The 21,088-nt window shown below is 38.8% G+C and carries 19 protein-coding genes; 10 read left to right on the top strand and 9 right to left on the bottom strand.

Annotated features, from left to right (window positions below):
- Positions 1–185 precede the first annotated feature (185 nt).
- Positions 186–1,931, top strand: coding sequence for a DNA repair protein RecN (gene recN, locus AACU25_RS01895; protein WP_096573665.1), 1,746 nt, complete (start codon positions 186–188; stop codon positions 1,929–1,931).
- 146 nt (positions 1,932–2,077) lie between these two features.
- On the opposite strand, the gene crtR is transcribed toward recN, so the two are convergent.
- Complete coding sequence (crtR, locus tag AACU25_RS01890; protein ID WP_096573664.1) at positions 2,078–2,977, bottom strand: beta-carotene hydroxylase; 900 nt, start codon at positions 2,975–2,977, stop codon at positions 2,078–2,080.
- A 538-nt stretch (positions 2,978–3,515) separates the two neighbouring features.
- Between crtR and pyk the strand changes: the two genes are divergently transcribed.
- On the top strand, positions 3,516–5,282 hold the full coding sequence (gene pyk, locus AACU25_RS01885) for a pyruvate kinase (protein ID WP_096573663.1): 1,767 nt from the start codon (positions 3,516–3,518) through the stop codon (positions 5,280–5,282).
- A gap of 25 nt (positions 5,283–5,307) precedes the next feature.
- On the opposite strand, the gene AACU25_RS01880 is transcribed toward pyk, so the two are convergent.
- The 7 genes from AACU25_RS01880 to AACU25_RS01850 form a co-directional block, all read right to left on the bottom strand.
- On the bottom strand, positions 5,308–5,898 hold the full coding sequence (locus AACU25_RS01880) for a Uma2 family endonuclease (RefSeq protein ID WP_096573662.1): 591 nt from the start codon (positions 5,896–5,898) through the stop codon (positions 5,308–5,310).
- Positions 5,899–5,941: 43 nt separating this feature from the next.
- On the bottom strand, positions 5,942–7,036 hold the full coding sequence (locus AACU25_RS01875) for a glycosyltransferase family 4 protein (RefSeq protein WP_096573661.1): 1,095 nt from the start codon (positions 7,034–7,036) through the stop codon (positions 5,942–5,944).
- Positions 7,033–8,196 carry a glycosyltransferase family 4 protein gene (locus AACU25_RS01870; protein WP_096573660.1) on the bottom strand — a complete coding sequence of 388 codons (1,164 nt, stop codon included), beginning with the start codon at positions 8,194–8,196 and terminating at the stop codon, positions 7,033–7,035. Before AACU25_RS01870 ends, AACU25_RS01875 begins: the two co-directional genes overlap by 4 nt.
- Positions 8,197–8,204: 8 nt before the next feature.
- Entirely contained in the window at positions 8,205–9,176 is a 972-nt protein-coding gene (locus AACU25_RS01865) for a GDP-mannose 4,6-dehydratase (protein WP_096573659.1), read from the bottom strand.
- Between the two features lie 48 nt (positions 9,177–9,224).
- A complete protein-coding gene (locus AACU25_RS01860; protein ID WP_190445548.1) occupies positions 9,225–9,596 on the bottom strand; it encodes an EamA family transporter in 372 nt (123 codons plus the stop codon).
- Positions 9,597–9,831: 235 nt separating this feature from the next.
- Entirely contained in the window at positions 9,832–10,554 is a 723-nt protein-coding gene (locus AACU25_RS01855) for a glycosyltransferase family 2 protein (protein WP_096573658.1), read from the bottom strand.
- A gap of 7 nt (positions 10,555–10,561) precedes the next feature.
- The gene (locus AACU25_RS01850) at positions 10,562–11,125 is read right to left on the bottom strand and encodes a class I SAM-dependent methyltransferase (RefSeq protein ID WP_096573657.1); all 564 of its coding nucleotides are present in this window, start codon (positions 11,123–11,125) and stop codon (positions 10,562–10,564) included.
- 215 nt (positions 11,126–11,340) lie between these two features.
- Here AACU25_RS01850 and AACU25_RS01845 point away from each other — a divergent pair, with 215 nt between their 5' ends.
- The 7 genes from AACU25_RS01845 to AACU25_RS01815 all read left to right on the top strand — a co-directional run bounded on the left by AACU25_RS01845 (position 11,341) and on the right by AACU25_RS01815 (position 20,084).
- Complete coding sequence (locus AACU25_RS01845; protein WP_096573656.1) at positions 11,341–13,440, top strand: hydantoinase/oxoprolinase family protein; 2,100 nt, start codon at positions 11,341–11,343, stop codon at positions 13,438–13,440.
- 133 nt (positions 13,441–13,573) lie between these two features.
- Complete coding sequence (locus tag AACU25_RS01840) at positions 13,574–14,137, top strand: hypothetical protein (protein WP_096573655.1); 564 nt, start codon at positions 13,574–13,576, stop codon at positions 14,135–14,137.
- A 76-nt stretch (positions 14,138–14,213) separates the two neighbouring features.
- Positions 14,214–14,759, top strand: a complete 546-nt coding sequence (locus tag AACU25_RS01835; RefSeq protein WP_096573654.1) for a protein-tyrosine phosphatase family protein — start codon at positions 14,214–14,216, stop codon at positions 14,757–14,759.
- A 65-nt stretch (positions 14,760–14,824) separates the two neighbouring features.
- A complete protein-coding gene (locus tag AACU25_RS01830; RefSeq protein ID WP_096573653.1) occupies positions 14,825–16,381 on the top strand; it encodes a hydantoinase B/oxoprolinase family protein in 1,557 nt (518 codons plus the stop codon).
- Positions 16,382–16,689: 308 nt separating this feature from the next.
- Positions 16,690–18,591 (top strand): Mu transposase C-terminal domain-containing protein, encoded by a 1,902-nt coding sequence (locus AACU25_RS01825; protein WP_096573652.1) that lies wholly within the window; start codon positions 16,690–16,692, stop codon positions 18,589–18,591.
- Between the two features lie 5 nt (positions 18,592–18,596).
- A complete protein-coding gene (locus tag AACU25_RS01820) occupies positions 18,597–19,517 on the top strand; it encodes an AAA family ATPase (RefSeq protein ID WP_096573651.1) in 921 nt (306 codons plus the stop codon).
- A 54-nt stretch (positions 19,518–19,571) separates the two neighbouring features.
- A complete protein-coding gene (locus AACU25_RS01815) occupies positions 19,572–20,084 on the top strand; it encodes a TniQ family protein (protein WP_096573650.1) in 513 nt (170 codons plus the stop codon).
- A gap of 245 nt (positions 20,085–20,329) precedes the next feature.
- On the opposite strand, the gene AACU25_RS01810 is transcribed toward AACU25_RS01815, so the two are convergent.
- A complete protein-coding gene (locus tag AACU25_RS01810; RefSeq protein ID WP_096573649.1) occupies positions 20,330–20,632 on the bottom strand; it encodes a hypothetical protein in 303 nt (100 codons plus the stop codon).
- Positions 20,633–20,829: 197 nt separating this feature from the next.
- Here AACU25_RS01810 and AACU25_RS01805 point away from each other — a divergent pair, with 197 nt between their 5' ends.
- On the top strand, positions 20,830–21,087 hold the full coding sequence (locus tag AACU25_RS01805) for a hypothetical protein (RefSeq protein WP_096573648.1): 258 nt from the start codon (positions 20,830–20,832) through the stop codon (positions 21,085–21,087).
- The last annotated feature ends 1 nt before the right edge of the window (position 21,088 follow it).

The raw sequence follows: 21,088 nt of genomic DNA, 5'->3' as shown, positions 1-21,088 counted from the left end.
ATTGAAAAGCTATAACCCTTATAAAAAGGTAATTACGAATTACGAATTACAAATTACGAATTCCGCCTAACTGTACTAGGTTTGCTACACTTATATGGGTCTGCTACTTCTATAGTAGTGGCTCATGCCTAGATTCCTAAAAGTTGGAAGTATTCGGCATCTGCCTAGATGGAGAATTTGGCTTGATGTTGCTTTGCCTGCGAATTGAAAACTTTGCCCTAATTGACCAACTCGAACTAGAATTTGGCGCTGGCTTAAATGTATTAACAGGTGAAACTGGCGCAGGAAAATCGATTATCTTAGATGCCATTGATGCAGCTTTAGGCGGTAAGGTATCTAGTCGAGTAATTCGCACTGGCACTAGTCGGGCGATGGTAGAAGCTACTTTTAAATCTAACGCTTCCTTAGCTGCTTGGTTAAGCGAACAAGAAATTGATTCCATAGATGAAAATTCTGTAGTTATTAGCCGAGAAATCGCTGCTACTGCTAGCAATGTCCGCAGTAGATCGCGGGTAAATGGCGTGTTGGTTAATCGGCAGATGATGGGAGGACTGCGCGATCGCCTTGTGGAAATTACTGCCCAAGGTCAAACTGTACAAGTGGGACAATCCGCCCAAGTCCGCGATTGGTTAGATTTACATGGTGGCGACTCTTTAATGCAGCAGCGTCAAGCGATCGCCAATTTGTTTAACTTGTACCAAACAGCACATTTAGCTTTAGAAAAACGCCGGACATCAGAACGGGAACGGTTGCAGCAACTAGATTTGCTCACCTATCAAGTGCAGGAATTAGGTGCAGTCAACCTCAACGATCCGAGCGAACTTGAACAGCTACAGCAAGAACGTGAACGCCTCAATCATGTCGTAGATTTACAACAAATGAGTTACAAGGTCTATCAGGCTTTGTATCAAAACGATAACGAAACTCCAGCCGCCGCAGATTTATTAGGCGATAGCGAAGCCACCTTAAATGACATGGTGGAATATGATAGCCAGCTACAACCACTGTTAGATTTGGTGCGAGATGCCCAAGCTACATTAATGGAAGTAGGGAGGCAAATTAATGCCTATGGCGAAGATTTAGAAGCAGATCCCCAACGTTTAGAGGAAGTAGAAGAACGTATCCGGGAATTAAAGCAGATTTGCCGCAAATATGGCCCGACTCTGCATGAAGCGATCGCCTATTACCAAAAAATCCAAGGTGAATTAGCCGAACTCAACGACAGCGAACAATCAATTGAAAGCTTAGAACAGCAAGAACAAGCAACTTTAGCAAAGCTGACTCAAGCTTGTAACCAGTTAACGCAATTGCGTCGTACAGCTGCTAATAAATTAGAGTCGAGATTAATTGCGGAACTCAAACCCCTAGCAATGGAAAAGGTGCAGTTTAAAGTGGAGATTGTGCCTACTGCGCCCACCGCTACAGGTGCAGACAAAATTACATTTATGTTTAGTCCCAACCCCGGAGAACCAATACAACCTTTAACAGAAATTGCTTCCGGTGGGGAGATGAGCCGCTTTTTGCTAGCCCTGAAAGCTTGTGTTTCCCAAGCTGATGCAGCCGGGACAATGGTATTTGATGAAATTGATGTGGGTGTTTCCGGGAGAGTCGCCCAAGCGATCGCAGAGAAATTACACCAACTCAGCCAACGCTCACAGGTATTATGTGTTACTCACCAACCATTAGTAGCAGCAATGGCAGATAGGCATTTCCGGGTAGATAAGCAAATTATCAATCAAAGTAAGGGTAAAAAAGAGAACAACGGCAGCAGTGAGCAGCGTACCGTCGTCCGCGTCACCGCCTTGGATAATTTAACCACCCGCCGAGATGAACTAGCACAATTAGCCGGCGGAAAATCAGCCACAGATGCGATCGCTTTTGCCGAATCTCTATTATTGCAAGCCGCTAATCATCGGCGCGAGAAATCTTAAAGAAATTCGGAATTGATTATCAAATGTAGGGTGTGTTCTCGCGTAGCGCAACGCACCAATTTAAGTTTTTTCAATGAGAGCGATCGCATCCATAACTTCAGAATATATAGCGCGATCGCCTGCCGCTTGTAAATGGCTATATCATCTTAATTTTCAGGCTGTTTGTGGTGGTTAAACCTAATTCCTAAAAAGATGTCGTAAACAAACTCAAAAAAATCTTTCTTTTGTAATAATCCGGAAGTTTGATAACAACCTTTTGCATCTAATAGTGGTTTCATCAAATAATAGGCTGGCTGGTAGTTATACCAGGGAATTGACGGCCACAAATGATGAACTAGGTGGTAATTCTGTCCCATAATCAAAATGTTCAGAATTGGGTTAGGGTAAACGCGAGCATTTTTCCAGCGATCGCGCTCTACAAATGGACGATGGGGCAGATAATCAAAGAATAATCCTAATGCTATGCCCACGATAAATGCTGGTATAAACCAAAAATTGAGAATGTAACCCAAAAAGTGATATTGCACTGAGATATAAACAATTGTCCCTACAATCAAGCGGCTAATAAACCACTCTAGTAGCTCATATTTACGCCACAGTTGCCGTTGAAAGAAAAATACCTCATGGTATAAAAATCGTACTGCAATTAACCACAGCGGCCCACCAGTCGAGACATAATGATCTGGGTCATCTTTGGGATGATTAACATGGGCATGATGCTGTAAATGCACTCGCGTAAATACCGGAAATGCGAAAGCTAGCATCAAGGCACTACCATGACCTAACATCGCATTAATTACTCGGTTGCGATGGGCAGATTGATGGCAAGCATCGTGAATCACTGTCCCAGAACAATGTAGCGCTAGAGTATTCACACTAAAGCATAGCCAATGCGGCCATTCCCACAGCCAGTAACCAAAGTTAGATAACACTAGCATCCCCACTGCGCTAAAAAATAGCAGCATCGTGGCACTAAAATCACCAGCAGGCGCTAAAAATTCCTTGGGTGGGACTGTCAGTGGCTTCTGTGCCTCCGACGTGAGCATTCTGATCTCCTTATTTATCAAACATTACGAATATACGACAAAGATTAGTGAATAATAAACTTTTATAAACTTTTGTATAGCAAGTTTTATCCGCCATTTAGCAGATTGTATAGATAAATACGATATGATGCCAGACGGGACTTGCATCTTCAGCATTAATTGGGGTGTAGTAATTGGTGAGAAAGAGATAGAAGAATATCCTTCCTGGGGAGGATGGAACCTAGATTAGTGTACGATAACTAGTCTATCCACTTACCAAAATCGCCACGCTCAAGTAAGTTTTTCCTAGCTCACTATTAATGCAGCTTGGCAGAAATACATATACTATTCAAGGCAATTACTCACGGGAAAATTCCCCAACCCATGAAAATCCTTAGCCCTTAGTCCCTATCGCCTAGATTAATTTAAATTTCGCGCCACCAACTGGCCTTTATTCCCCCTTTCTAACTGCTTACATCTGATTGATATAGCAGTGACGGAAATAGAAATGCCCTTTAATTTACGATGGTTTCCTAGATAGATCCTCGAATCAGCCCCTATGCAATTAAGAGATTCTCTACGCCGCACAAAAATTGTCGCTACGATTGGGCCTGCTACTAGCAGTCCAGAAATGCTCAAGGCAATTATTGAAGCGGGAGCAACAACACTACGGCTAAACTTTTCCCACGGGACTCATGCCGATCATCAGCGTAGTATCCGTTTAATTCGGCAAACTGCTTTTGAACTAAATCAGCCAGTAGCAATTCTCCAAGACTTGCAAGGGCCAAAAATTCGCTTGGGGCGGTTTGAAAATGGGTCTATAGTTTTAGCAAAAGGCGATCGCTTCACCTTGACCAATCGTCCGGTCATTGGTACACAAGAAATTAGCTGTGTTACCTACGATTACTTGGCCGAAGAAGTCCCAGTTGGCGCAAAAATCCTCCTCGATGACGGGCGAGTCGAAATGGTAGTTGAGGAGATTAACCGCGATAAAGGTGATTTACATTGCCGTGTTACTGTAGCTGGTAAACTTTCTAACAATAAAGGTGTTAACTTTCCCGGAGTTTACCTTTCCATCAAAGCTATGACCGACAAAGACCGCGAAGATCTGATGTTTGGTCTAGATCAAGGTGTAGACTGGGTAGCACTGTCTTTTGTCCGCAATCCTCAAGATATCATCGAAATTAAAGAGCTAATTTCCAGCACAGGTAAGAATGTACCAGTAGTTGCCAAAATTGAAAAGCACGAAGCCATTGAGCAAATGGAAGCAGTGTTGGCTTTGTGTGATGGCGTAATGGTAGCGAGAGGTGATTTAGGGGTCGAACTACCAGCCGAGGATGTTCCGGTACTGCAAAAGCGGCTGATTGCTACTGCTAACCGCTTGGGGATTCCCATTATTACCGCCACGCAAATGTTAGACAGTATGGTGAGTAATCCCCGCCCCACTCGTGCCGAAGTGTCAGATGTGGCAAACGCAATTTTAGATGGCACAGATGCAGTCATGCTTTCTAATGAAACTGCCGTAGGTAGTTACCCGGTAGAAGCTGTAGCAACTATGGCGAGAATTGCCGAGCGCATCGAACAAGAAGAAGCACAAAACGCCAATCGTCTGTTAAGAGATGCTAGACGTTCTATCCCTAACGCCATTAGCCAAGCTGTAGGACAAATTGCTGAACAGCTAGGTGCAGCGGCAATTATGACCTTAACCCAAACAGGGGCAACAGCGCGCAATGTTTCCAAATTCCGTCCGCGTACACCGATTTTGGCAATTACACCCCATGTAAACGTAGCACGACAGTTACAAATGGTCTGGGGAGTAAAACCGCTGTTAGTACTAGAACTACCTTCTACCGGACAAACTTTTCAAGCCGCTATCAATGTTGCTCAAGAAAATAAACTACTCACTGAAGGCGATTTGGTAGTGATGACAGCAGGTACACTACAAGGTGTTTCCGGCTCGACAGATTTAATCAAGGTTGAAGTCGTCACAGCAATTCTCGGACAAGGAATTGGATTGGGACAAGGTTCTGTGAGTGGACGCGCCAGAGTCGCGCACAAAGGTATGGATGTCAGCAACTTTAATCCTGGAGATATTTTAGTTGCTCCCCGTACCACTGCCGATTTTGTGGAAGCGATTCGCAAAGCCTCAGGAATTATTACAGAAGAAGAAAGCCTCACCAGCCACGCAGCTGTAATTGGTTTGCGTTTAGGTGTCCCTGTAATTGTGGGTGTGAAGGAAGCAACACAAGTAATTAGAGACGGTGCAATTTTAACCCTGGATTTGCAACGGGGTTTAATTTACTCTGGCGCAGTGGGAACACCTTAGGAAGGCTGAAGTGTGAAAGATTTTTTCATCCTTCATCTTTTTGATCAAAGTTAACTCGTTCGTAAATCTGGCGATGGGGAATTTGGCAGTTGGCTGAAGCTAAAGTTAAAAGGCCATCTTCATCGTCAGATTCTTTAAATAACCAGTTACCCTCAGAGGTTTTGCTAAATTGTTCAATATGAAATTGATATTGGTCAATTAAAATATATTCTTGAAATTCGGGAATCGAACGGTAATAAGTAAATTTATCACCTCTATCTCGACTACGAGTAGATTTAGAAAGGATCTCAAAAATAATACTGGGATTAATAACTGTATCGTTGCGCCCTTCTTGAAAGATGGGTTCACCTTTGATAATCAAAATATCCGGATATGTGTATTGCTGATAACGAGGAATCCATAAGCGCAAGTCGCTTATGAAAACTTCATAAGGTTGCTCTTGTAAACCTAATTCCAGAAGTCTACTTAGGTTACGAATAATACGGTTATGATTAATCGAGCCTCCAGTCATTGCTACAATTTCCCCATTACGGTATTCGCTACGGAACTCAGCAATCTCTTCTAGGGTTAAGTATTCCTCAATAGAATATAGGCGAGGGGGAGTTTGCACAACCATAAGATTGAGAAGGTAAATATTTAGGTTTACTTTAGCCTAGCACTCATAAATAGCGTGATAAAACTTCAGCAGTGGCTTGTCCTGTTTTTTCCCAGCTAAATTGATTTGCTCTAGCGATACCTTGAAGCGAAAGATGCGATCGCAAACTTGAATCATTTACCAAAGCTTGCATGGCTGCGGTAATTTCTTCTGTATTGTAGGGATTAATTAGAATCGCTGCATCGCCAGCGACTTCCGGAAGAGATGAGATATTAGAAGTAATTACAGGAGTACCGCAAGCCATTGCTTCTAGAACAGGTAAGCCAAAACCTTCCCAAAGACTAGGAAAAACAAGTGCGATCGCACCATTAATAATTGTTGGTAATTCGCTATAGGCTACATAATCAAGGAATTTCACTCGCTCGGTTATACCCAATTCTGCAACCTGTGCTTGTAGAGTTGGAGTATAACGGCGATCGCTAGGCCCTACTAACCAAAGTTCGTAGTCTTTGCTATTAGGTAACCCAGCAAAAGCGCTAATTAAGCGATGCACATTTTTGTAAGTATCTTGGCGGCCAATGTAGAGAAAGTAGTTGCGGGTGGGTAAATTCAGCGGACGGAAGTGAGTGCGATCATAGGCGAGAAGAATGGGTGTAATTTTACTGCTAGGAATTTGGTAAAAGTCGATAATATCTTTAGCTGTAGCTTGGGAATTACAAATAATATGTTGTGCTTGTTTCAGAACTTGGGGTGTGTAGTAGCGATGATAAGGTATTAAAGGTGAAAAGCGTCTAGGAAACCGCAACGGTATCAAGTCGTGAAACATGACCACAAAACGACAATTTGTATATAACGGTGCTTCCGGTACAGGAGAAAATAAAAGTTGCGATTTTAGCTGTTGATAAATTTGCGGTATTTGAAATTGTGTCCAGATTAAGCGGCGAAAATGACCTTTTGTACCTTGAGCAGGAGTCAGATTATCTGGAACTATATAGCAATTAAATTCAGGATATTTTTTAGAAGTTAATAAAGTAGGTTTGAGAATTTTTAAATAAGGAAAAAGATTTTGAGCATAATTACTGATACCTGTTGATTGCGAAAAAATAATTGAGAGATTAATAATTAATTTTTCTGGTAAGGCATTATCTAAGTTATTCATGACATAATGCCTCGATAAGCCTTTAATGTTTCTCTTGCCGTTTTTTCCCAAGAAAATAACTTTGCCCTTTCTTTACCTAATTGAATTAACTCTTGGCGTAACTGAGAATCACTAATTACTTTGAGGATAGCTTCAGCTAATTGCATCGGTTCATCAGGGTCAATTAGTAGAGCCGCTTTTCCTGTAACTTCTGGTAGCGAAGAACTATTAGCACAGACAACTGGTGCGCCTAAAGTCATTGCTTCTAATACAGGTAATCCAAATCCTTCGTAATGAGAAGGATAAACAAATACATCAGCTTTTGAATAGAATAAAGCTACTAATTCATTAGATAAATAGTCAAGATGATGAATCTGTTCTCTCCACGGAGAGCTTTCAATAGCTGTAAAAATTGGTTCATAATGCCATCCTTTTTTGCCAATCAATACTAATTGATGCTCAATTTTATGTTTTTCTTTTAAAAAGTTAAAGGCTGAGATAATAGCATTAATATTTTTGCGGGGTTCTATCGTACTGACAAACAGCAAATATGGTTGTGAAAAATCATATTTAACTTGTTGTTCTAGCGTCTGAGTATATTCATCAGATAAATAATCAGGATAATAGCGGCTAGCTAAAGGTGTGACATAGACTTTTTGCGGTTCTACTTGCAAATATTCAACAATATCTTTTTTAGAACTTTCGGAAATTGTTAAAATTAGGTCTGTCCAACCTAAGCATCGTTTCACTCGTTCCGTATATGCTTTGACAACTGAGTCTATATAATTAGGATATTTAATAAAAGTTAAATCATATATATTCATTACCTTTAAACTTTGGCTACAGGGATAAACAGTGTAATTTGTACCATGTACGATATCTGCAGCACCAAAGTATTTCTCAAAATAAGCTAAACTCGGTTTAAAGTTTGATTTTAATAATAAATCAGAAAGCCTCACAGGTAGAGGCAACATATGTAAGTGAGAATAATTTTTTAAGGAATCAGGAAAACTAAAATCTCGCCTTAACCATTTTTTTAAACCTGGTTGATAAATTATCTCTAACCGAAAATTTTCTGTTGCTTGTAGCGCATCAAGTGAATGGATTAAATTGGCAACATAAAAACCCACCCCACTCGGTTTTGGTTCGACAGGGGTGGCATCAACTACAATTTTTAACATGAAAATTTTCAGGCTCCGTTTTGAATCAATTTTTTCATATCCGAATCAACCATTAACTCAACTAATTGCTTAAAGGAGTGTTGCGGTTGCCAACCTATAGCGGTTTTGATTTTATCAATACAACCAATTAACTGTACAGGCTCATCAGGGCGATAAAATGCTGGGTCTACTGAGACATAATCTTCCCAATTGAGACCAACATAGTTGAATGCACATTCTACAAGTTCTCTCACAGAGTGGGTTTCACCACTAGCAATAATGTAGTCGTCTGGTTGCTCTTGCTGTAACATTAGCCACATGGCATAAACAGCATCCTTGGCATAGCACCAATCACGACGCGCATCTAAATTGCCTAATTTTAGTTCATTCGCCAGGCCAAGTTTGATTTGCGCTACTGTATTTGTAATTTTGCGAAACACAAATTCTGTACCGCGTCGAGGCGATTCGTGAGTATAGGTGATACCGCAGCAAGCGTAGAGATTATATTTGTGCCTATAGTTGATAGTCATCCAGTGAGCATAAGCCTTAGCAACACCGTAAGGGTTACGGGGACGAAAAGCGGTACGTTCAGTTTGCGGCGACTCGTCTGGTTGACCGAAGACTTCACTACTTGATGCTTGATAAAATTTAGCATCTGGTTTACATCGACGGATAGATTCTAAGAGTCGAGAGACACCAAGAGCAGTGTATTCTGCTGTTAGTGCTGGTTGTGTCCAAGACAGAGGAACGTAGCTTTGGGAGGCGAGATTATAAATTTCATCTGGTTGAGATTCAGCAATCACATCCATGAGTGAAGACTGATCGAGAAGGTCACCTGATACAATTTTGATTTGGCTAAACAGGTGAGAAATACGTTCCAAGTTACTAGTGCTGGAACGACGCACTAAGCCAAAAACTTCGTAGCCTTTAGCTAAAAGTAGTTCAGCTAAATAAGAGCCATCTTGTCCGGTTAAGCCAGTAATCAGAGCTTTTGCAGTCACATTTATCAGAGCCTAGTATTAAAACAATAATCTTGAAAAGGTTAATCACTACCTTTTATCCCAAACTACTAGAATAACTCCACCAACGATAAAACTCAAACCTATGAGACGGGTAAAAGGAATCGTTTCCTTAAAAATGAAATAACCTAGCAGCATAGAGAAAACATAAACTAAGGAAATCGATGGAGCCGCAATACTTAAATTGACTCTAGTGAGCAGCAAAATATATGCGATCGCACCTAAACCATAACAAGTTAATCCAGTTAATAATTCTGGTATGGTAGCAATACTGATAATATTACTTATGGCATTACCTGAATTGAATTTTGCCAATTTCATGGCTCCCAATTTTAAGAAAAATTGTCCACCTACACTTGTCGCAACAGATATAATTAGTAAAGCAAATTCTTGTATAGTCATCTTGTTTTCCTCCTCTATTTTTCTCAAAAAATAATTTTTAAAATTTTCAATAATTGAGTTTTTTTAAATAAATATTGATGAATTAACTATAAGTTAAAGACATTGTTTTCTACATTGATATTAGGTTCGTAAAGCGGCTTGCTTCTTTGAATTAGGAAATTCACCAATTTCTTTACTCACTAAGTCAAAGACAAGCTTGTATGCTCCTACTTTTTAAGTATCTACATTTAAAAGGCTAGTTATATTCAGAGCGTTTATAAATTTTATATTTTGCAAATAAATTATACTTAATAATACATAAAATTGCTTGAACTCCATCTTTCCAACCTATTTTTTTACCTTCTTTATATGTACGACCATAATAAGATATACCTACTTCATAAATACGGCATTCCATTTTTGCAACCTTAGCTGTAATTTCTGGCTCAAATCCAAATCGATTTTCTTCTATATTGATCGATTGAATAACTTCCCGTCGAAAAGCTTTATAACAAGTTTCAATATCTGTGAGGTTAATATTAGTCAACATATTAGATAATATAGTTAAAAAAGTATTACCTACCATATGCCAATAGTAGACTACTCTATGTGGTCTACCACCCTGAAAACGCGAACCAAACACGACATCAGCTTTATCATCTAAAATAGGTTGAATCATCAGGAGATATTCTTGGGGATCGTACTCTAAATCTGCATCTTGCACGATGACGATATCTCCAGTAGCTACAGCAAAGCCAGTTCTTAAAGCTGCTCCCTTACCCCTATTTTTTTGATGATAAATTACTTTGTCTACCTGTGACTCTATGCTAGATTGAAGTAATTCTCTGGTTCCATCTATGGAACAATCATCCACAATAATGATTTCACAATTTTTTACTGGTGATGCCTTAATAGCTTCTACAACTTTACTGATAGTTTTCAACTCGTTGTAACAAGGAATAACAACAGATAGCTGCATATAATCCTTAAATCTTCTTAGTCACTGTACAAAAATTATTCATCCAAAACTGAAAATATTGGTGATGAAATTCCTGAAAGCCACTGAAATCTACCAGAACTTTTCTGAGGGTTTCGTGCTTATAATATCTTTTGTGATCTCTAATCTCTGCTTCACTCACGATTTTTAGTCTGTAAGCTAAAAACTCTAGTACAGGCTGAGACCAAACTGATGGAACTGTGAGTATTAGTTTGCCTTTAGGAACTAGAACTCTATAAATCTCTTTTAAAATCTCTTTTTCATGTTCTATATGTTCTAAAACTGCCAGCATTGTCACCACATCAAAGCTTTTATCTTTAAATGGCAAACTATTTTCCAGCATTAGCTGCTTAGTTTGTATATTGCCTAACTGGAAATCTTTGACTTTAAAATCAACGCCAAATCCTTGTTTAATGTGAGGGGAAATACTTTGAAGAAAAGTTGCCGATGTGCCACATCCTACATCTAAAACAACAGAGTTTTTAGGAATATGAGATATAACCCTTTTAAGTCGAAAATATCGTAATATGGGCTCTAAAAATGGTTCGCTCATATTGATTGAATTTGATTTTTATTAATGATATTTATTGATGATTTTTCCTCAAGTTACTCTTAATACATATAAACATTTTACAGCAAGTTGTAGTACTTCTCGAATATTAATATTACTGCTAATCAATACTTTTAGTCAAAATATTTCATAGTCGAAGTAGAAATACTCTAAGAAATCTTGTTATCCTACTTCTAGACGATTAAATAAACAGAGCAATGTTAAAATTCTTTGCTGACAGAGGCGGAACATTCACCGATATTGTTGCAGTTACAAATAATCAAAACATTATAGATAGATTATTAAAGCATCCTGAACGTTTTTTAATTGTAAATCTGCCTAATCAGCAGTGGATTATCGTTTATAAATTACTCTCAGAAAATCCTGAACAATATCAAGATGCTGCTATCCAAGGGATTCGGGATATTATTGGTATTTCCCAAGATGAGGCGATTCCTACGGAAGTTATAGAAGTAGTAAAAATGGGGACAACAGTAGCTACCAATGCACTGTTAGAAAGAAAAGGCGATCGCGTCGTCCTGCTAATTACCAAAGGCTTTAAAGATGCGTTGCGAATTGGCTACCAAAACCGCCCTGATATTTTTGCCCTTCATATAGTTTTACCAACAATGCTTTATGAGGAGGTAATTGAAGTTGATGAACGCTATGATGCCCAAGGTAATGAATTAACTGCTGTCAATCTTGCCCAAGTTAAACAAGACTTACAAGCAGTTTACAACACAGGAATTCGCAGTTGTGCCATTGTTTTGATGCACAGCGATCGCTATCCCAATCACGAGCAACAAGTATACCAAATCGCTCAAGAAATTGGCTTTACGCAAATATCGGTTTCTCATCAAGTTAGCCCTTTAATGAAGTTAGTTAGTCGTGGTGATACCACAGTTGTAGATGCTTATTTAACTCCTATTTTACGGCGCTATGTTAACCAGGTAGCAAGTCAGTTACCTGGAGTCAGATTAATGTTTATGAAATCTGACGGCGGTTTAGTTGCAGCCCAACAATTTCAAGGCAAAGATAGTATTTTAAGCGGACCGGCTGGGGGAATTGTTGGTGCAGTTCAAACTAGTAAAAGGGCAGGTTTTGAGTTAGTAATTACTTTTGATATGGGCGGAACTAGTACCGATGTTGCCCATTTTAAAGGAGAATATGAACGCCAATTAGAATCGGAAATTGCTGGTGCGAGGATGCGAGTTCCGGTATTAGCAATTAATACAATTGCGGCTGGTGGCGGTTCAATTTTATTTTTTGATGGTTCTAGTTATCGTGTAGGGCCGGAATCGGCTGGTTCAAATCCTGGCCCTGCTTGTTATCGACGTGGCGGCCCTTTAGCGGTAACAGATGCTAATGTGATGTTAGGTAAAATTCACCCACAATATTTTCCGGCAGTTTTTGGGATTGAGGGCAATTTACCATTAGATAAAGAGATTGTCACAGCTAAATTTACCCAGTTAGCACAAGATATCAAAACAGCAACAAGTAACAATCGTACCCCGGAACAGGTAGCCGCCGGATTTATTGCGATCGCAGTAGAGAATATGGCAAATGCCATTAAAAAAATCAGTCTCCAACGGGGTTATGATGTCACGCAATATGTACTTTGTTGTTTTGGCGGTGCTGGCGCACAAGTTGCTTGTTTAATTGCCGATACTTTAGGCATGGAACAGATATTTCTTCACCCTTATGCTGGCGTTTTATCTGCTTATGGTATGGGATTAGCTGATATCCGTGCTATTAGAGAAAAAGGGGTAGAACAGCCTTTAACTTCAGCATTAATTCCCCAATTACAAAATTTAATTGCCAATTTAGCTAATCAAGCAGCTAGTGAAATTAGTAATGATGAGAATACTCAGCAACAGGAAATAGTTGCTAAACTCAATTTAAAATATGAAGGTACTAACTCCATATTGACAATTGATTTTGAGCCTGATGTAACAGCAATGCGAGCAAGTTTTGAAGCTGAACATAAATCTCGCTATGGTTTCATTCAACTAGAAAAGCAATTAATTGTTGAATCTGCTTCAGTTGAATTAATTGAAAAAATGGATACACCTGAAGAACCTTTGGTTACTCGCACTCGTTCTTTAGATGAAAAGCCTCACGTTGTTGAGCAAGTGAGGATGTTTGCTAACGAACAATGGCATAATACACCTGTATATCGTCGCGAAGATTTGCAGCCAGAAGATGTTATTCATGGGCCTGCCATCATTGTTGAAAAGATTAGTACAATTGTAGTTGAGCCTAGCTGGGAAGCAAAATTAACTGAACGTAATCACTTAATTTTAAATCGTAAAGATTAATTGATTTTGCTAAATAATCAACAAATTATCCATGCTATTGAGTATTAACCGTAAATACTACAATGCCTACTGAAGTTTAAGTAGTTAAAATTCTCATCATTAAGGAAAATTATGATATGCCATAAAAAATACTATGACACAAGCCATTTTGAAATTGAGAAACTTATTTTCATATGTTGTCCCGTTCAAACGTTGTCATCTATACATCACACTTTCTTTAGAAAACTTGCAAATAACCCTATTAGATTTATCCAATACAGGAATTATAGATAGAACTCCTGGCTTATTTGGTAGCATCGAAAGACGGTATTTTGTCAAAGCAATAAATAATAATTCTTTCCGCATTAATGGGCCTTACGCCTACAAGAAACTTTGTATTGAAACTCAAGCCCAGATACATAGTATGGAAAATATTAATAAGGAATTGATTGTAGCTTTAAAAATGCGACCATCGAACCGGGAATTATTAATATTGATGGGCATGTGGTTGTTGATGTTATCTATTGTAATCACTGGCATTATTTTTTCATGGGAACAAGCTTTACAAGGCTCACAGTCATCAATGTTTATGATATTTATGCTAATTATATGGCTAACCTTTGTTTCAATCTTGTGGTATGCAGGAATAACAATTAATTTCCAGTATGAAGCTAAGAAGATTATAAATATATTAAAATATAAATTAAAATCTCAATAATTATTGAATATAGCGCAGTTTTTCAATATTATTTTAATAATAAATTTTAATTATAAAAAATTAAAAATATCAAATTATGTACAAATTTGCTGCAGCTTCTGAAAATGAAACTATTGTATTTGGTGCTGCAAGACCTGGATATAGTAGCCAAAAAATCAATCAGTGGATTGAGTTTATGCAGAGTCAAAATATTCAGCGTGTTTGCTGTTTACTTGCTGAAACTCAGCTCAATCGATACTCAGATTTACTACAAATTTATCAAAACAACTTTGGAGTTGAGCAGGTTTGTTGGGCACCAATTGAAGATTTCCAACTAGTTGATAGTGAAACCCTCAATCAAAAAATATTGCCTTTCTTACTACTTGCAAATCAGTTAGATGAAAAAGTAGTGGTTCACTGTGCTGGGGGAATTGGACGCACAGGACATATCTTAGCCGCTTGGCTAGTTAGCGCGCGAGGATTCTCTAATCAAGCGGCGATATCAGCAGTGAGAAAAACTGGCAGGAATCCGTATGAAGCAGCAATTGCTGCTTTTTTAAAAGGTCGAAATCCGTGGAAGGTGATTGCAGAATTAAACCAACTATTAGATGATTGTCGCCTTACAAGCAAAAGTATGCTTTAAGCACCTGTTTAATTCTCATGATATAAAACTACGGAAGTTGCTATATCTCAAAAATAGGAGCAAAAATGTACGAAATTTCTCAACCCGACCCTGTTCGTCTAGAAATCTTTAAAAATCTCTATCAATTTATCGCTGAACAAATGGGAATTGTTCTGCAAAATACAGCTGCATCTGTGAATATCAAAGAACGTCTAGATTTTTCCTGCGCTATTTTTGATACTGCTGGATTATTAGTAGCGAATGCGCCTCATATTCCCGTACATTTAGGTTCTATGAGTGAAAGTGTCCGCAGTTTAATTAACGATAAAGGCAAAAATATAAAACCCGGAAACGTCTATTTATCTAATAATCCTTATAATGGCGGCACCCATCTTCCCGATGTCACTGCAATTACTCCTGTATTTCTTGATAGTAGTGAAAATATTTTAGTTAACAGTCCTCTTTTCTATGTTGCTTCTCGCGGACATCAAGCCGATATTGGTGGTATTACCCCAGGTTCTATGTCTCCCCACAGTAAAAATGTAGAAGAAGAAGGAATTTTATTTGATAATTTTCTCTTAGTAGAAGAAGGTAACTTTCGGGAACAGCCAGTACGAAATTTACTTTTAAATCATCGTTATCCTGCTCGTAATGCTAACCAAAATATTGCAGACTTTAAAGCACAAATTGCTGCAAATGAACGAGGCGTGCAAGAACTGCATAAGATGGTTAATCAATATGGTTTGCAAACAGTGCAAGCTTATATGAAATTTGTGCAAGATAATGCAGAGGAGGCAGTTAGACGAGCAATTGATATTCTTAAAGATGGTTCATTTTGCTATGAAATGGATAGCGGGGCAAAAATTCAGGTAGTAGTAAAAATCAATCATGAAAATCGCAGTGCTACTATTGATTTTACTGGGACATCTGCACAATTAGATAGTAACTTTAATGCTCCTCAAGCTGTCACACAGGCAGCAGTATTATATGTTTTTCGTACTTTAGTAAAAGATAGTATTCCCCTAAATGCAGGGTGTTTAAAACCTTTGGAAATTATCATTCCTGAAGGTTGTATGCTGAACCCAACTTATCCAGCAGCCGTAGTTGCAGGTAATGTAGAGACATCTCAAACAATTGTTGATGCATTATATAGTGCTTTAGGTGTCATGGCTGCTTCACAGGGAACCATGAATAACTTTACGTTTGGGAATGAACGTTATCAATATTATGAAACTATCTGTGGTGGTTCCGGCGCAGGGATTAACTTTCATGGTACTGATGCAGTTCATACCCACATGACTAACTCCCGCCTAACTGATCCTGAAGTTTTAGAAACTCGCTATCCTGTACAAGTAGAAAGCTTTAGTTTGCGTCCCGATAGCGGCGGTAAAGGCAAATTTTCTGGCGGTAATGGAGTCATTCGCCGCATCAAGTTTCTAGAACCAATGACAGCAAATATTCTTTCTAATCATCGGCGTATTCCTCCTTTTGGATTAAATGGTGGAGAAGCAGGAAAAGTAGGACGCAACTGGGTACAACGTCAAAATGGTAATCAAGAAACTTTAGATAGCACTGCAACTGTAGAAATGAAACCTGGAGATGTATTTGTGATAGAAACTCCAGGCGGAGGAGGATTTTTTTAAGAGTTTTGAGGAGTAAGATTTGAGTAATGAAAATATAGTTTTTCCAAAACTCAATTTATACTATTGTTATCGTTAAAAATAACGATAATTATTTGACTTCCATATGGTGTCCATTAAATAATTATTGTCCATTTTAAAGAATTATTGTCCATTTTCAATTTATAGCGCTTATAGCTGAAACCTATTCATAGCAAGGGGTTCAGCTATTTTGTTTTTAGATTATTCTTTTCCTATTTTTAAATCAAATGATGTCATAAATCATATAAAATTTTAAAGTAAATGATGACATATTTTTTGGAGATGAGCTGATGCCCAGGAAGCCTACGAGCGAAGCCTTTCCAGGATTAGAGATTGAGGAAGCGGCAAATCAGGAAGAAGAGCAAACAAAGCACCTACTAGTTAACGAAGATTCATCCGACTATCTTAAAAAGGTGGAATTAATAGATGCCATCCGCCAAGCGCCTAACAAAGCAGCTCGTATGGATGCGATCGCAGATGCGGCGAAAGCTTTGGGTAAAAGCACCCGAACTATTAAGCGCATGGTGGAGAAAGTTGAGCAGGTAGGAGTTGCGACTCTAGCTGTTGGGCGTAAGGATAAAGGACAATATCGTATTTCCCAGCAGTGGCATGATTTTATTGTCAACCTTCATAAATGGGGTAACAGAGAAGGTTCTCGGATTAATCACAATCAGATTTTTGGTTATTTAAAAGCTCTAGCCTCCCAAGGAGAAAAACTGCTACACAAGAAGCATGACGAAAAATTTAAGGAGTACTCTCAAGTTAGGGAGGATTTAGTAGCAGGCACACATCCTTCTCATGTGACTGTTTATAAGATCATCAATTCCTATTTAGAACAGAAACATAAAACAGTTCGCCATCCCGGTTCACCCATCGAAGGACAAATTATTCAAACAACAGAGGGAATTTTAGAAATTACCCATAGCAACCAGATTTGGCAGGTAGACCATACAAAGTTAGATATTTTGTTAATTGACGAAGAAGATAAGAAAGTGATTTCTCGTCCCTATATTACGTTAGTAATGGATAGCTATTCTGGATGTGTCACAGGCTTTTATTTAGGTTTTGAACCTGCTGGTTCGCATGAAGTTGGTTTGGCTCTACGCCACGCAATTCTGCCAAAGCACTACGGAACAGAATATGAACTTCAAGACACATGGCAAATTTATGGCATTCCTGAATATATGGTGACAGACCGTGCTAAGGAATTTAAGTCAGAGCATTTAATACAGATTTCACTGCAATTGGATTTTAAACGAAGGTTGCGTGCTTTTCCTCAAGCAGGTGGTTTAATTGAAACTATATTTGGCACAATTAATCAGCAGATTTTGTCCTTATATGGTGGATATACTGGTTCCAGTGTTGAAGAACGTCCTCCAGAAGCAGAAAGGACTGCTTGTCTGACGCTGGATGATCTTGAAAAAATATTAGTGAGATATTTTGTAGACAACTATAATCGTCATGATTACCCAAGGGTGAAAAATCAAAAACGTATTGAGCGATGGAAATCAAGGTTGCTGGAAGAACCTGAAATCCTTGATCAACGTGAACTAGATATTTGTTTAATGAAAGTTGCGATCCGCAATGTAGAAAAATATGGTTCTGTCAACTTTCAGGGTTGGGTGTACCAAGGAGATTGGTTACTAAATTATGAAGGGAAGCAAGTTTCTTTAAGATATGATAAGCGTAATATTACAAGTGTTCTTGCTTATACTCGCCCTATTAATGGTGAACCTGGAGAGTTTATTGGTGTTATACAAGCTAGAGATTGTGAACGAGAAAGGATGTCTCTGGCAGAATTGAATTATATTAAGAAGAAATTGCGTGATGCATGTAAAGAAGTTGATAACTCTTCTATTTTGAATGAGCGATTATCTACGTTCGAGGATGTTGAACAAAACCGCAAGGAGCGACGCAGACACCGCCGGAAAAAAGCCCAGCAAAAACATGAGGCTAAATCTAATAAATCCAAAATAGTTGAGTTATTTCCTGAAAATTTAACAACAGAGGAAATAATAAATTCACAAGAAAATTTAACATCTAATTTTGACGTAAATGCCAAAAATATTGTAAATTCAATAGATAAGCAAATTACGCAGAATAAACCTAATCCTAATCAAACATCTAAAGCTAGACGAAGACCTAGAGTAGGTGAGAAAGATTGGAACCAATTTTTGGAGAATAATTGGTAATTGCCATGTCGGAGATAAACTTAGCCAATGCCAATCTAGAATTTCAGAATTCGTATGATGCGAGTTTGCAATCTGCTGAGGAACTACGGCGATCGCCTGAAGCACAAGCTGAGGTTGAAAGAATTGGTAAAGCTAACACTTACCTTCCTCTAGATCGTGATACGGAATTATTTGACTGGCTTGATGACCAGCGTGATGCAAAACTCTGTGGTTATGTTACATCTGCTACGGGTTCTGGCTTACTAAAAGCCTGTCAACTGTACAGGACGCAATACGTAAAACGAAGAGGAACTCTTTTAGAAATCCCTGCAACTGTTCTCTATGCAGAAATTGAACAGCATGGTGGCCCAACGGATTTATATTGTTCGATTCTAGAAGAAATTGGTCATCCGCTTGCTCATGTTGGAACACTGCGAGATTTGCGATCGCGTGCATGGGGAACTATTAAGGGATATGGTGTCAAAATACTCATCATTGGTAATGCCGACTACTTAACGTTAGAAGCTTTTAACGAGCTAATTGATGTTTTTACAAAAATGCGAATTCCCGTTATCTTAGTCGGCACTTACTATCTAGGCGATAATATTCTTGAACGGAAAAGTCTCCCATACGTACGCGTTCATGACTCGTTTTTAGAGTCATACGAGTTTCCTAATTTAAATGAGGAAGAGGTAATTGAGGTTGTAAACGATTGGGAAGAAAAATTTTTACCAGAGAAGCATCGATTAAATCTTACCCAAATGGAGAGCGTAGTTTCTTATTTGCGGCTAAAATCTGGAGGTTTGATTGAGCCTTTGTATGATTTACTTCGCAAGATTGCAATACTAAAAATAGATGAGCCACATTTTGAACTGAATCAATATAATTTGACGAAACGGTTTGGCAGACGTAAAGAACCAAAAGTTAAATTTAAAAGAAAAAGCTGAAGGCTCTTATTTGCTTTGATTTCAAGTATTTAGTAAAACGTAAACTATGGGTTCATGGAGCCAGAAGTATTACAAAATCCGCCTTGGTATATCGAACCGAAGGAAGGAGAAAGTATCAGTCACTATTTTGGTCGATTTAGGCGACACGAAGCAGTCTGTGTATCATCACCTGGAACTTTAAGTAAAGCTGTAGGAATTGGTCCAGTATTAGCAAGGTGGGAGAAATTTCGATTTAATCCGTTTCCTAGTCAAAAGGAATTAGAGGCAATTGGTAAATTAATTGGCTTGGATGCAGACCGAATTGCTCAAATGCTCCCTTCCAAGGGTGAAAAAATGAAATTAGAGCCAATCCGCTTGTGTGCTGTATGTTATGCAGAGCAAGCATATCATCGACTGGAGTGGCAGTTTCAATCAACAGTGGGTTGCGATCGCCACAAGTTGCGTTTGCTTTCCGAATGTCCCTTTTGCAAAGAGCGTTTTGCTATCCCAGCGTTATGGGAACAGGGAGAATGTAACAAATGCCATACGCCTTTTAGAAGTATGAAAAAGCGCCAGAAAGCTTACTAAGCAATACTGCTAGTTAAGTTTTATTGGTTTAACCAGGCGTTCGAGAGGTTGTTACTACCAACATTTTCTCAAAGATACTTAGCCTTAGTCTGTCGTAGACATCGCTACCAGTTACGTCTGCAAACCAAATGTAGTAACTGCAAAATACCTTTACCATCTCCCGCAGCTTGGCAGGCACAGGCAATAAAAAAGAGACGGGAATGAACCACGTCTCTAGGCGATGGGAAATTTATATATCAAAGCGTTTACGCTGCATCTGCCACTAGCAAGCCATTAATAGCTATGATGAGCAACTGCGCTTGCAAAGGAGTATCGCAACAAGGTCTTTCATCGCTATTACAAGGCTGCACGATCCATTTACCTTCAAGATTTTGGTAAAAAGTGCCTAGCAGTTGCCAACCATTCCAAACTCGATACATGTCTCCAAAATCATCGGTTACAGAGTCAATTTCTATTTCTGGTGGTGCTGGGTCAGTTAATTGGTCAATGTATTCCTCAAACTCTGATTGTGCCAAAGTTTGGTCGTCAAATACCTCTTGTGTAATCATGTGAATAACCTCACTAATGGGGTTTTACAAAAGGCGATCGCATTACTCTTGGCGGAGGGCGATCACCTTTACTTTGTTACTATATTGTAGTTACTTGTTACTACTAAAACAAGAGCGTTACTACAAAATTTTCCAAACCCTGCAAAATTAAGGTAAATAGAGTTATTACAGATTTAAGGTTTGAAGCGATAACTAACATGGCAAAGCGTCAGTCAACAAAGCTGAACAATCAAATTATCGTCAGAATGGATGATGAGACGAAGGAAGCTTTTATGGATAAAGTTCAGTCTGAAGGGAAAACAGCTTCGGAATTAATTATGGGATGGATTCGGTCTTACCTTACCGAAGAACGCCACGAAGCACCGGATTTAACCCTAATGCACAGGGAATTAGAGAACTTAAAGCAACAGGTTGCAATCATTCAAAACGAACTCTTGGGAAAAACCGCAGCCTGAG

This window comes from Tolypothrix tenuis PCC 7101 (assembly GCF_963874875.1).
GTDB lineage: Bacteria > Cyanobacteriota > Cyanobacteriia > Cyanobacteriales > Nostocaceae > Aulosira > Aulosira tenue.
The sequence above is the reverse complement of the archived record's forward strand: the minus strand, read 5'-3'. Positions and strand labels throughout refer to the sequence as shown.